This is a genomic window from Drouetiella sp. (assembly GCF_059504425.1).
The window spans coordinates 1-13,540 of the sequence record NZ_JCACIN010000119.1 but is presented as its reverse complement, the minus strand read 5'-3'; the positions used below and the strand labels follow the sequence as shown (position 1 = coordinate 13,540).

11 protein-coding genes and 1 pseudogene are annotated in these 13,540 nt (G+C 48.7%); 10 read left to right on the top strand and 2 right to left on the bottom strand.

Annotated elements, in window-relative coordinates; genetic code table 11:
* Window positions 1-291: 291 nt before the first annotated feature.
* A pseudogene (locus tag AC5JMP_RS26530) lies at window positions 292-504 on the top strand (IS1 family transposase); the annotation flags it as partial.
* Window positions 505-661: 157 nt separating this feature from the next.
* Here the strand turns inward: AC5JMP_RS26530 and AC5JMP_RS26525 are convergent.
* Together AC5JMP_RS26525 and AC5JMP_RS26520 are read right to left on the bottom strand one after the other, a co-directional pair.
* Window positions 662-1,807, bottom strand: coding sequence for a DUF1822 family protein (locus tag AC5JMP_RS26525; protein WP_495854515.1), 1,146 nt, complete (start codon window positions 1,805-1,807; stop codon window positions 662-664).
* Entirely contained in the window at window positions 1,807-3,060 is a 1,254-nt protein-coding gene (locus tag AC5JMP_RS26520) for a sigma-70 family RNA polymerase sigma factor (RefSeq protein ID WP_495854514.1), read from the bottom strand. Before AC5JMP_RS26520 ends, AC5JMP_RS26525 begins: the two co-directional genes overlap by 1 nt.
* A 166-nt stretch (window positions 3,061-3,226) precedes the next feature.
* Here AC5JMP_RS26520 and AC5JMP_RS26515 point away from each other — a divergent pair, with 166 nt between their 5' ends.
* The 9 genes from AC5JMP_RS26515 (at window position 3,227) to AC5JMP_RS26475 (ending at window position 13,519) form a co-directional block, all read left to right on the top strand.
* Window positions 3,227-4,732, top strand: a complete 1,506-nt coding sequence (locus tag AC5JMP_RS26515; protein ID WP_495854513.1) for a calcium-binding protein — start codon at window positions 3,227-3,229, stop codon at window positions 4,730-4,732.
* A 357-nt stretch (window positions 4,733-5,089) separates the two neighbouring features.
* A complete protein-coding gene (locus AC5JMP_RS26510; protein ID WP_495854512.1) occupies window positions 5,090-6,601 on the top strand; it encodes a calcium-binding protein in 1,512 nt (503 codons plus the stop codon).
* A 388-nt stretch (window positions 6,602-6,989) separates the two neighbouring features.
* Window positions 6,990-7,148, top strand: a complete 159-nt coding sequence (locus AC5JMP_RS26505) for a hypothetical protein (RefSeq protein ID WP_495854511.1) — start codon at window positions 6,990-6,992, stop codon at window positions 7,146-7,148.
* Between the two features lie 65 nt (window positions 7,149-7,213).
* The gene (locus AC5JMP_RS26500) at window positions 7,214-7,840 is read left to right on the top strand and encodes a hypothetical protein (protein WP_495854510.1); all 627 of its coding nucleotides are present in this window, start codon (window positions 7,214-7,216) and stop codon (window positions 7,838-7,840) included.
* 46 nt (window positions 7,841-7,886) lie between these two features.
* Window positions 7,887-9,212: a glycosyltransferase family 4 protein gene (locus tag AC5JMP_RS26495; protein WP_495854509.1), complete on the top strand. Its 1,326-nt coding sequence runs from the start codon at window positions 7,887-7,889 to the stop codon at window positions 9,210-9,212.
* Between the two features lie 81 nt (window positions 9,213-9,293).
* Window positions 9,294-9,908 carry a hypothetical protein gene (locus AC5JMP_RS26490; RefSeq protein ID WP_495854508.1) on the top strand — a complete coding sequence of 205 codons (615 nt, stop codon included), beginning with the start codon at window positions 9,294-9,296 and terminating at the stop codon, window positions 9,906-9,908.
* Between the two features lie 104 nt (window positions 9,909-10,012).
* On the top strand, window positions 10,013-12,412 hold the full coding sequence (locus AC5JMP_RS26485; RefSeq protein ID WP_495854507.1) for a CHASE2 domain-containing protein: 2,400 nt from the start codon (window positions 10,013-10,015) through the stop codon (window positions 12,410-12,412).
* Entirely contained in the window at window positions 12,409-13,182 is a 774-nt protein-coding gene (locus AC5JMP_RS26480; RefSeq protein ID WP_495854506.1) for a DUF928 domain-containing protein, read from the top strand. Before AC5JMP_RS26485 ends, AC5JMP_RS26480 begins: the two co-directional genes overlap by 4 nt.
* A gap of 100 nt (window positions 13,183-13,282) precedes the next feature.
* Window positions 13,283-13,519 (top strand): hypothetical protein, encoded by a 237-nt coding sequence (locus tag AC5JMP_RS26475; RefSeq protein WP_495854505.1) that lies wholly within the window; start codon window positions 13,283-13,285, stop codon window positions 13,517-13,519.
* Window positions 13,520-13,540 lie beyond the last annotated feature (21 nt).

Sequence of the window (13,540 nt, the reverse complement as noted above, 5' to 3'; positions counted from 1 at the left end):
CGACCAAGATTCACCTCTGCTTCGTTAGGCTAATGGTGAAGCGGCTTGCAGCATCCTCTTAAGATCTCAAATGGGTTCTATAAAGAAAACTATCTTGGGATGATCCATCTAGCTTGTGCATGCATTGCAATAAGAGCGATTCAGGTTTTCGGATAGGCTCTAATGACCTCCAAAACAAGTTTTGCCTTAAATTCGGCGCTGTATTGACGACGGTGCGTTGCCATTGATTTTCCCTCCATAGGACAAGAATACTACTCTTAGCTCCTTGTCCGAAATTTGGGGGTCATTACAGTCTTGCCCAGTAGCCGCCATGTTGCAGTGGGTAAGGCAAGTGGCTTGACCAGCTATATTGAACGGGTTAACAACACGCTTAGACAACGGGTATCGCGCTTAGTGAGAAAAACCTTATCTTTTTCCAAGAACCTGGAGAATCACGTTGGTGCGATCTGGAATTTTATTCATAATTACAATGAATTGATCCGTTCAGAACCATTAAGTTGCTAATAAAGCTTGTTTATTCTCCATCCTTTACTAAATAGGACTACCTTGAGTCCGACTCCAGCCGATCGCTATCCTTCCAATTGCCAAGCTGGACTGGCTCGAATACGTATATTGCTGCAAACGTCTCGCCCTATGTGCTTGAGTAAGTTCACATTACAGCTTAAAAATTCAGAATCTCTCGATCGTATCCTTCTGGTGTCGGCTCAATTTCCCATACCAGTCCTTCCTCTGGTTCAAGAATGACATCTACATAAAGTCGATCGACTGCCTCGATCGCAATATCCTCATTATGCTCAAAGGGCTGCAAATCCTCCGTTAAAAGCCTGAGTTTGAAGCCCGAAGGAACTAGTCGATCGGCATCCAGCGGGCACAACTCAAATCTCCAGATGCGCTCTTCTAGATTGCCTTGAGGAAATATCTGTAACTCGTATAGATGACCCGCGATCGCTAGCTGCCGCGATAAGCCATTGATTCTCTCTGCTGGGCTTCGCATACCCTGAGCGATCGTTAAGGCGCGCGTACTCCAGCCGATTTGTTCGGCTAAGCCTGATAGACCTACCTGTAACCACTGGGGAACTGACCAGGAATTTAAGAATCCCTGCCGTCGTTCGTAGAGGCGTTGCCGCCAGCCGCCATGTTCTAGCAAAGCCGCCCAAACCTGAAAGGGCACTGCCAAACGCGGGAAGATCACTGCGGGATTGCCAAGACGCTCTAGCAAGTTTTCTGCCTGTTGCCGCAGTAATATAGGAACTGGCGCAACTTCCGCTCGTAAGGATTCTTCAGGGCAGAGTTGACGGGCAATCCAAAGCACATTGAGATCTTGGATCAGCTCATCTTCATCCAGACTGTAAGTGCGATCGCCATCCTCATAAGCGCCTTGTGTTTTGAGTTGATGATGAGTTGCATAGCCCCAAATTCTGATCCACCCCGCATCTGGATTGACCTGCACTGCCAGATAGTAGTCGGCGCTCCAACTCGGAATATCTACCCATTCTTGTGGCACTCGCAGTTCTCTGAGGTCAATTTCAGGGGTCGGAATCAAAACTAACCGCATGTCTTCACAGACGATCGCTGTTCCATTCACAAGCTCCCAGAAACTGGACAACGCCGCTACAGAAGGCCAAACTTGAGACGTCTGTTCTTCCTGCAACCAGGGCAAGAAGGCTGCCAAACTCATCTGATTGAGGTGAGCCTGCCAATCTGCTCCTGGCGTTGAGAAAGCCTGATGCTGTTGTTCCGCAACCTGCGGAATTTCCAAATAGAGTCGATCGGTAATCGCGGCAAGAGGGATTGCATCAGAAGACATCATCGGGACTCCGTTGCAGTTGCAGTGACATGGGGTGGTAGATAGTATGCATTGAGCCATTCTTCTATGGCGCTACTCATACTGTCCAGTACCGAAGATGTCAAGGGAATATGCAGAGTTTGCTGACTCCATTGAGCTAGCGTCGAAAGTAAGGTTTGTCTAAGACGATTGAGTCGGCGAGAAACTGTATATTGTTTCATGCCTAGATGCTGAGCAATCTGCTGTTGAGTCAGAGCTTGCTGATAATACAGTTGTAGGAGAATTTGAGCTTCGGTATCGAGTTGTGTCACTGCTGTTGCTAAAACCTGATTAATTTGTGTACCCTGAGTCTCCCGGATTTCTGTCTCTTCTTGGGCGATCGCCTCAGCTAGCAAAGATTCCTGAATACTTCCAGGGAGATAATCCATCAGCTCACTCGTTTCTTGTCCAGGAATAGGAGTGTGAATAGAAATCTTTGCAGGATACAGAAACACCCGCACGGCTTTGGCACAGACTAACAGCCATTTCTCCAGGTTCTCCGGGCTACAGGTTTGAGTCGAGCTAAGTTGGCTTAATTGCTCAGCATTGTAGACTTGCGCGATCGCTTGCCATGTTGTGTATTCGGGTCTACTTAAGCGTTGAGCCGTTTGAGCGGTGCTGGGCGCGTATAGCTGCTTAAAACAGTTCCAGGCTAAAACATAGCGGGCGATCGCTTCAGGGCTTTCTCCAGAAAATTGCAGTGCTTCTACCAATCGCTTATGGCTCGTCCTATGCAGCAATGCCCAATCTGTGCAGATCGCGACTTCCTCCTGTTTCTCAACCTGATTTTTAATCGTGCCGCTCAGCACCAGTTCTGCATAGCTTTTGAGGCTGGAGCTGAACTGTGGATTAAAGTTTCTGTACACTTTGTCAATCCGGGCGATCGCAGTTTGAAAAAAGTCGGCGATCGAGTGGTTGCCAGACAGCTTTAGAGCTAGCTTGCGGGCAGTCCAGTAGCAGACTTCTTGAAGGTATGCCGTTAGGTGGGAGGCGGCGATCGGGCTGGCTTGGGTCTGCCAGATCTGGTGCCAGTAAAGCGCCCAAAAAAGCTCAGATTCCTCTTGAGCAGACTGGCTTAAGCAAGTTTGCATACTGCGTCGCAGCTTTGGATCTGTGACCCAGCCTCCAAAAGCATCTGCTTTGAATTGCAGAAATGTGGAAAAAATTTCAAGAAGTCCCTGCCGAGTTCGCATAGGTTCACCTGATTCAGATGGAACGCTTAAAGTCAGAGCCATCCAATTGTAGAGCTAATTGTAAAGCCAATTGTTAGGCAGGTTGTCTACTCCGCAGGCGTGAGACCTGCATAAACGGCAAAAGCCCCGGTAGAGAGTAGAGGAAGGGGTTGTCCCATCCAATCTTCAATTTTTAATCATTCAGTTACGACTGATAAGGACGAATAGTATGGCAATTACAAAGCGTGGTTCCTTTACCTATAACGGTGGAGAGGATGTCATTGGTCTCGGCAGTAACGGCAACGATCGACAATTCTCTGGAGCTGGCAATGATGTCATTTATGGCAATGACGGCAAAGATTCTCTCTATGGTGGCGCTGGGAACGATACGTTAGATGGTGGCAGTGGTGATGACTATTTCTATGGTGGCTATGGCAATGACTCATTGCTAGGCGCTTCTGGTCAAGACTATCTCCAGGGTGCCGAGGGGAATGACCAGCTCTACGGCGACCAGGGCAACGATACGCTTTATGGTCAAGAGGACGACGATACCCTCTTCGGTGGGGAGGGTAATGATTCTCTCTATGGCGAAGCAGGCAGCGATAGCCTCTATGGCGACGATGGCACTGATTACCTCAATGGCGGGAGTGGAATTGACTACCTTTTTGGGGGTAACAACAATGACACTCTTGACGGTGATGCAGAGAACGATACGTTAGATGGTAGCTACGGCGACGACTATCTCTATGGTGGCTATGGCAATGACAAATTGCTTGGCTCTTTTGGTCAAGACTCTCTTCAGGGTGCAGAAGGGAATGATACCCTCGCTGGCGAACCGGGCAACGATACGCTCTATGGCTTTGATGGCAATGATTTGCTTTACGGCGGCGAGGGTAACGATTCGTTATATGGCGAAGCCAACAACGACACCCTTTACGGCAACGAGGGCAACGACACCCTCACTGGCGGCACAGGTAACGACTACCTCGATGGCGGCGCTAACTACGATATTGCCACTTATGCTGGACAATACACTACCTATGGAGCTGCTTTTACTAGCGATGGGGAGGTTCAAATAACAGGTAGCGAAGGCACTGACCTGCTCTATGGCATTGAACGAATCAACTTCAGCAATGGCGGATTCTATAACGTTTACACCGGAGATTCATCCAATAACAGCCTCACTGCCGATCCCAACGTTTTTTCCTTACTCTATGGCGGCTATGGCAACGATACTCTCATTGGGGGTAACTATAACGACACTCTGGGCGGGGGCGACGGCAGCGATTTTCTCAGTGGGGGCAGCGGGGATGACATCCTAGTCGGCGGACTGGGAGCCGACACCCTTTTCGGTGGAGGTGGAAACGACATTATCAATGGCTATGGTTCCACCGTCACCAACGATACGCAGTACGATTGGCTCTCCAGTGGTGCAGGTTCTGACATTTTTGTGCTAGGTGAAGCAGGCAAGGTGTTCTATAACGAAACGGGCGATGGCTATGCCGTGATCCGCGATTGGGATGTTAAGTCTTCAAGTGTGGATACTGAGTTCGATCGCATCCAGTTAGCCGGAAATGCCAGCCTATACAAAGTGGAATTCGCCAGCATTGGCGGTATTGGCAATAGTGCCCAAGATACCGAAATTTTATACAGATCCAACAATGGCTGGGAACGAATCGGCGTCATTCAAGATTTCACTAACTTCAATCTCAGTAGAGATGCGGTTTTTGTCTAGTGCCTGCTGACAGTACCTGTTGATATAGTTTCGACTGGGTTCTGAGTGCTCCTGAAAAGTGGTGTTCTGCGATCGCTGTTCAGTGTCTTCGTGACTTGTCTGCGATCGCATTTCTTGTTTTGTTCTTAGCGTACTCAAGGCTAATCAAGCAGGGGTGGCGATTAGTCCTTAAATGAGCGATCGCCCTCCACAAATTCCCAGACCTGCATAAAAGGAAAAAGCATTGGTAGAGAGTAAGAGAAAGAGTTGCAGGAATTCCTATTACAGCACCTACGTATTGACATAAGCGTTCTGCAATTAGTTGTCAACCTAAGCAATAGTCCACATCAATTCATCATTTTTTAAGGAGTAAACGACATGGGCATTTTAGGCGACATTCTTGATGTTTTTTTTCCGGGTTTCGAGGGATCTCATAGAGAAAGGCGTGGCTCTTTCACCTACACGGGCACTGATAACATCTATGGCATTGGTGGCAGCGGCAACGATCGCCAAATTTCTGGGTTTGGTCACGACATCCTGTATGGCTACGGCGGCGACGATTACCTTGATGGTGGCGCTGACAACGATTACCTTAATGGTGGCGAGGGCAATGATACACTCTATGGCGACAGCGGCATTGACACCCTGATTGGTGGCAACGGCAACGACATCCTGAGTGGCGGCGAAGATAACGACAGCCTCTTCGGTGGGATTGGCAACGACACTCTTGTCGGCGATAACGGCAACGACTATCTGGCTGGCGACAATGATAACGACTATCTCTACGGTGGCAACGGCAACGACACCCTAGACGGGGAATATGGCAACGATACTCTCGTTGGCGGCAATGACTACGATATTGCCAATTACATTGGACAATTCAATACCTTCAGCACTGCTTTTAACATCGATGGATCTGTCCAAATCACCGGTGGCGAAGGCACTGACTTGCTCTATGGAATCGAGCGGATCAACTTCGGAAATGGCGGATTCTATAACGTCTACACCGGAGACGCAGGGGCTAACAGCCTGACTGCCGATGCCAACGTTTGGTCTTTACTCTACGGCGGCAATGGCAATGATACTTTGAGGGGGGGCAATTACAACGATACCCTAACGGGCGGAAATGGCAACGATATTCTCGATGGCAGCAGCGGCTATGATATTGCCACTTACTTTGGACAATACACAGACTATAAAGCTGCCTTTACCAGCGATGGAGCGGTTCAAATCACTGGTAGCGAAGGTACTGACCTGCTCTATAGAATCGATCGGATCGACTTCGGAAATGGCGGATTCTATAATGTCTACACCGGAGACGCAGGGGCTAACAGCTTGACTGCCGATGCCAACGTTTGGTCTTTACTCTATGGAGACGATGGCAACGATACCCTGATCGGCGGCAACTACAACGACACGCTGAATGGCGGAAATGGCAATGACTCTCTCAATGGCGGTAGCGGCAATGACATCCTGAGCGGTGATTTGGGATCTGATACCCTTGTCGGTGGAGTCGGAAATGACTACATCAATGGCTATGGCTCCACCGTTACCAACGATAGCCAATATGACCGACTCACGGGTGATACAGGATCTGACACCTTTGTGCTGGGCGAAACGGGTAAGGTTTTCTACAACGAAACGGGCGATGGCTACGCGGTCATTCAGGATTTTGATCCCAGATCTGGGGATTTTGATGTTGAGTTCGATCGCGTTCAGCTAGCTGGTAATGCCAGTCAATACAAAGTAGAATTCAGCAGCGTTGGCGGTATTGGCACAAACGCCCAAGATACCGAAATCTTCTACAGATCCAACAATAGCTGGGAACGAATTGGCATTATTCAAGATGCCACAAACTTCGATCTCAGTAAAAACGCAGTATTTGTCTAATTCCTGTTGATCTCGTCCTAGCTAGTTGACTTGAGTGTTCCTAAGAAGTGATTCTCTGCGATCGCCGTTCAGTGTCTTCGTGACTTGTCTGCGATCGCATTTTTTGTTTCGTTCCTGGCACACTCAAGGCTAATCAATCAGGCGATCAGTTTTTAAATAAGCGATCGCCCTCTACAAAATTCTGCTCCTCAAATCTGGATAATCAGAGCTGCATAAAAGAAAAAAGCATCGGTAGAGAGTAAGAGAAAGAGTTGCAGGGAATTCCTATTTTGGTTCATTTACAGATTCTCTGTTGATTCAATCCTTCAGCTATCACTCTTACGCAATTAATGGCGCACTCAAAGCCAACTGATTCAATCTAAAAATCAAACATAACAAGGTTAATCCTATGCAGCTTCAACATGAACCGTCACTACAGTCTGAGTCTCTTTTATCTAATCCACTACCGCGACCTACTCTGATTGCGCGTTGGGAAATCGAAAACAATAAGCTGATCTGTCGTTGGGTTGTTGACGATCGCCCCTTCGATTCATCCGTTCATTTCTAACGCTCACTTTCAAAGAATAGACGATCGCAAACATTGGTTTTTTACGCATTCTAGGAATTAAGACAATGCATTCTCAACAGCAAGTTTCACGTACGGGTCTACTGGCGATCGGATTGGCGATCGTAGTTTTAGGGGGCTGCACCACGCTTGAAAAACCCTCTAATCCTGTATCTAGCAGCAGTTCTAGCGAACAGCCCAGCCTAGCTTCTACCCAAGTCGAAGCTGAGACTCCTGATGCCAATCGCACAGCAAAAGAGCAGTTTGCTACTATCCTCGGCACCAAACAGGACGGGTGGCTACCCAAGGTAATTGCAGGCAGAGGACTGAAAAAAGGACTGACTCCTGCAATGGCTGGAAAAATCATTCCTGGCGCAGAGCAAGTCTCAGAGTTTGGCTTCAGCAAAGTCGCTGTGCAAAATGTTCCCGGTCTCAAACAGTACGAGTTTTACTACGCCAAAAATGGTGAAGCCGCTCAGCTCGAATCGGTCAAGCTGCAATTTGATCCAAACCTGAACGAGGCTTACGCTGACTTAGTTGAAGTCGCAACTCAAAAGTATGGTGCAGCTAAACCAGAAGATATAGAACAACAAGCGATCGTCTGGGTGGGTTCTGATTTTGTGACCGCTCAACTCACCAAACCCCTCACCAGCTTTGATGGCTATGTGTTGAACATTTCTTTGGCAAAAGATTAGTAAGTGTTCAAGTTGATGAGCGGACGTGAAGCTATCCTGAACCACCATGCGTATTCTCTTCTTACATCCCAACTTTCCCGCCCAGTTCCGTCACCTTGCCACCGCCTTAGCGAAAGATCCTCAAAACCAGGTGGTCTTTGGCACAAAACGGGTAGAGGGCAGTCTACCGGGCGTTCACAAAGTCCTTTATAGGGTGCCACACCCCGCCCATCCCCAAACCCATCCGTATGTCCGATCGCTTGAAAGTGCGGTCATAGAGGGTCAGGCGGTTTATCGTATGGGGCAAGCCTTAAAAGCCCAAGGCTTTATCCCAGATGTGGTATGCGGACATTCTGGTTGGGGGCCAACCTTATTCATCAAAGATCTGTTTCCCCAAGCCAAGCTGTACGGCTACTTCGAGTGGTTTTATCATGCTCACGGCTCGGATGCAGACTTTGACCCCAGCGATCCATTAGATGCCAATGCAGCAGCCCGAATTCGCGTGAAAAATGCTCCCATTTTGATGGATTTGGTAAACTGCGATCGCGGTATTTCTCCTACCCATTGGCAGCAGCAGCAGTTTCCTGCCGAGTTTCATTCCAAGATCAAGGTGCTACACGACGGCATCGACACAACTTTCTTTTGTCCTAAGCCTGGAGCTAAATTAGTCCTACCTGCGATCGGGCTAGATCTCTCTCAGGTGGATGAAATCGTTACCTATGCCACACGCGGTATGGAACCCTATCGTGGATTCCCGCAGTTTATGGAATCTGTGGCGTTAATTCAGCAGCGTCGCCCCAACTGCCATGTGGTGGTGGTAGGAGACGATCGGGTCGCTTACGGTAAAACTCTACCTAACGGCAAAACCTATAAGCAGCTTATGCTGGAAAAACTGCCATTAGATTTGTCTCGGCTGCATTTCACGGGTTCTCTGCCCTACGACCAGTATCTTCAGGTATTGCAAGCGTCTTCGGCACATATTTACCTGACTCGTCCGTTTGTTTTGTCCTGGTCAATGCTGGAGGCGATGGCAACGGGTTGTTTAGTCATCGCTTCTCGTACTGCTCCAGTGACTGAAGTAATTCAGGATGGCAAAAACGGCTTATTAGTCGATTTCTTCTCGCCCAATGAGATTGCCGATCGCGTTGATGAGGCGTTAGGGCAGGGCGCTAACCTGGGCGATTGCACGTATCGCTTATCTAGTCTCCGCACTAAGGCTCGTCAAACCATCCTAAAGCATTACGATCTTGCCACCTTGCTGCCTCAGCAGATTCAAGAGTTACTAGGAGAATTGCCAGAACATAGCAAATCATTTCCTAATGCCAAAGGGTTTGCTCCCCAATCTCGGCTCAACAACCCTGCTCTCAAGCGGAAATATCCAGCGCTGGTCTAACATCGCACTAGCCTAAAATCGCACTCTAAAAATTCCACTCTCCAGACCTGCATAAAAGGCAAAAGCATCAGTAGAGAATTAATGAAAGAGCTGTATCTAGCTATTGTGAGCGCCCAATGCAATGATTTTAATGAGAAAGATCCTATGAACAAACAATGCTTTGCCTGTTTTATGACCCTGCTTGCAGTATTAACCGGCTGCACGAATAAACCACCCACTGTTGGGAAAGCGACAGAACTTGTGCGGGCGTGTGGTAGAAGCAACGATGGAAAACGAATAGCTCTTGAAGGATATCTAAAGTTACCTGACGAAATCCCAGTAGATAACACTATTTCTGTACTACTTGAGATTCGTTTATCAAAGGATGTGAAGAGGTTGAACGATCGGGTTGGAGTATGGGTTCAATATGGAAACGAGACAAATCGGGTTGCTCCTGTAGAAAGCAAAAGCACCATTACGATTCCAGGATTGAATGGAGCTAAGAGTAATGCGCAGCCCACTCCATACACCGATCAACCGCCGACTGTTGGGACTTATACTCACGCAGATTTACACGTGACTGCAAGTGATGGACAACAGATTACCTACACCGATCGGGTGCGTGTTTCGGGTAAGGTCGGATTTCCATCATCACCGGAGACCGCAGCGATTTCGCCTTGTGTTCTTAATAATCCGTTGATTGAACGTATTCCATAGGTAGATGGGTGAAGTTAAGTTGCTCTTTACTCTACGCCTCTAGAGGGCATAATACTTTGATAGCCTCATTGAAGCATTTGAGGTGGAGGCATATTCTCAAGTCAATGGGCGATCGCAGTTGGGCTTCCCTGATCCGATCGCCTCTTTCCATCCCTACCGTTGGAGTCACCGTGGGTAAATTAGTCATCTTGAAGTTTGGGGCAGGGAGTTTTGCCGAGGGATTCCCGGTCACGCTTCAGATTGGGATGGAAAACACCCGCCCTTCTAGCGAAGTCATGGGTGAACTACCGCCTGAACCTAAACTACCCCTGAGCTTCGATCGCTGGCAAGCCATTTATCGGAGATTGGATTTGTCGGCTCGTCCTATGGGATTGCCTAAATCGTCGTCCTTTGCGAGTCTTGAGGATTGTAGCGAAGCGGCAGAGCAGTTACGCGATCGGCTCAACTATTGGCTACAGGCAGAGTCGTTTCGTTCGATTCGTGAGAAGTGGTTAGAAAAGCTCCAGCCCACTGAAACAATTCGCGTGATTCTCCAAACTTCAGCTTTACCCCTGCAAAAACTTCCCTGGCATCTCTGGGATTTAATTGAGCGCTATCCCCACGCAGAGTTTGCGCTAAGTACGGCAACCTATGAACAGGTCCACTACTCTGCACATTCAACTCAGCCTGTCAAGATTTTAGCGCTCTTGGGAGATAGCGCAGGAATTGATATTCAGACCGATCGCGCTATTCTGGAAAAGCTCCCGGATGCTACGATCAATTTCCTGGTAGAACCCGCTCGAAAAGAGCTGACTGACCATATTTGGGAACAGAATTGGGATATTCTCTTTTTTGCGGGACACAGCTCCAGTTCTGGAACTCGTGAAACGGGGAGGATTTATATTAACCCTAACGAGAGTTTAACGATCGATGAGCTAAAGTATGCTCTAAGGAAAGCGGTGAATCGCGGATTGAAGCTGGCAATTTTCAACTCTTGTGATGGGCTGGGGCTAGCGCGGGAATTCGCCGATTTGCAGATCCCGCAGATGATTGTCATGCGAGAGCCTGTGCCCGATCGCGTTGCCCAGGAATTCCTGAAATATTTCTTAGAGGCGTTTTCCCGAGATGAACCCCTTTACCTCGCAGTTCGAGAGGCACGAGAGCGGCTTCAGGGCTTAGAAGGGCAATTTCCCTGTGCAACTTGGCTACCTGTGATTTATCAAAATCTGGCTGAAACGCCAATGACTTGGGTCAGCGTCGGTCAACCTAGACATTCTCCCGCTATCCGGCCCAAGATTACGTCAGCCTTGCTAATCAGTCTAGCGATCGCTTTACTCATCATGAGCATTCGATATGTAGGGCTTTTACAGCCTTCGGAACTCCAAGCATTTGACCAGTTTTTGCAGTTACGTCCTGAGGAAAAGCCTGACACCCGCCTGCTCGTGGTGGCGATTACTGAAGAGGATGTCCAGGCACAGTCTCAGGAGTCTCGACGCGGCTCTCTTTCAGATCAATCTCTTGCCAAACTGCTAGAGAAATTAGCGTCCTATCAACCACAGGTAATTGGATTGGATATCTATCGAGATTATCCTGTAGGAAACATACCTGGGCTGGCAGCGGCAATGCGCCAGAACGATCGCCTCGTAACCATCTGCAAAGTTACCGATCCTCAAGCCGGACGTGTAGGGATTGCCCCGCCGCCAGAAACTCCATCCGATCGCCTCGGTTTTAGCGATCTACCGCTTGATGCAGACAGTGTGGTAAGGCGGCAGCTCCTGGCGTTAACGCCACCTCCATCTTCAGCTTGCACTGCTACCTATGCCTTCAGTACGCAGCTAGCGCTACGCTACCTAGCGGCTCAAAGCGTACCTCTGCAATTTTCCCCAGACGGAGCTTGGCAGCTCGGCAAGGCTCACTTTCAGCCGATTGAAGCTCATACGGGCGGATATCAAGGCATTGATGCTTGGGGGCACCAGATCTTGTTGAACTATCGCTCTTACCGATCGCCCAAAGAGGCAATTCCTCAAGTGACCCTGAGCCAAATTTTATCGAATCAAGTGGATGCAAATGTGATTAGGAATCGAATTATACTGATTGGAACAACGGCTGAGAGTTTCCAGGATTACTCACTAACGCCCTACAAAACGAATCAGGGAGCGATACAAAAAATACCGGGCGTGATCTTACAGGCGCAAATGACCAGTCAACTCATTAGTGCTGCACTGGGAGAACGATCGCTGCTATGGGCTTGGACACTATGGCAAGAAACCCTTTGGGTAATGGCATGGTCTGTGACTGGAAGCTTATTGACTCAATTTGTCCGACAGTTACCCGCTTGGGGGATTGCCGTTGGGGGAGCAATCGTTATTTTATATAGTGTCTGTCTGATTGTTCTAGTCCAGTACAGCGGGTGGATACCGATCGTTCCCACTGCATTGGCTTTCTTGGGCAGCAGTGGTGCCCTTTACGTAAAAACTTTGGCGCAATCTCAGTCTTTGCAGCGTTCACTTAGGAGAAATTTATGAAGCCCTCTATAAAATTTTTGTTGCAGTTTACCTTGACTCTTGCCTTAGCGCTGAATCCGTTCAGTCGCTTTACACTACAGGCGGCACCATTGCCCCGCTTAGCCTCTATTTCCTACACGCCACCGCCGCCCCCACCCGATCGCGGTGCGCCGGGGAGTCGGGGAGAGGGGGCTTCTCGAGGATGCGTTGCCGGAAGCCAGCCTCTGATGGCGCTGGTGCCTGAGCAAACTTTAAGCGCAGCAGGGGCAACTCCAATTACTCAAGTTTGGGGATTAACTAGCGCTGATCATCCGCGCTTTTGGTTCTTTATGCCTTACGAACCGACACAGATGAGGGCGATCGAGTTTGTCTTGCAAAATAGTCAGGATCAGACGATTTATCGCACACCGATTCCTGCACCGTCAGCGCCTGGAATTGTTTCTGTAAACCTCCCCTCCACAGTCAGTGGATTGGAAATGAATCAGCAGTATCACTGGTTTTTTAAGGTAAGAGCGGTGTGTGAACCGAATCAAACCATGACGCTGGATTATGTGGAAGGCTGGATACAGCGAACTCATCTGGAGCAAGGACTCCGCGATCGCCTCACCCAAGCCACGCCTCGGCAGCAAGCCGCACTCTATGCCGAGAATGGTATTTGGTACGATGCGCTGAACACCTTGGCAGAATTAAAGCTTACACAGCCTGAAGATGGGGCGATCGCTCAAGACTGGACAGATTTACTCAAGTCCGTTGAATTAGAAGACTTAGCAACTCAGCCCTTGATTCGCTAGTTGTTCTCCAATCAGATCTAGAGCATGCCTAATTGATTGTCCAAAAGGCTGAGCTAAGTACTGGTATGCTTGTAAAACTGCCATTCTGGAACATCAGCCTGTGATTCCTTGGTTAAATGCATTTCTTTTCTCCATAAGCAAGACTCGCAAGCTGCTGCTCTCTGCACTTTTCATTGCCCTGCTGGCTCTCTCAGTTCAGTTGAATAGTGGGGTCAGAGTTTTGGCTCAGTCCGCCGCCAAGTCTGATTCATTCAAGCCATTGACCAATATTCCTGCTCAAGCAGAACAGGTTGAGACAGGAATTGGTAGTGCCCTGAAGGGAAGGTTAGAAGAATAGCGTGGTATCAAGCAAGACCTA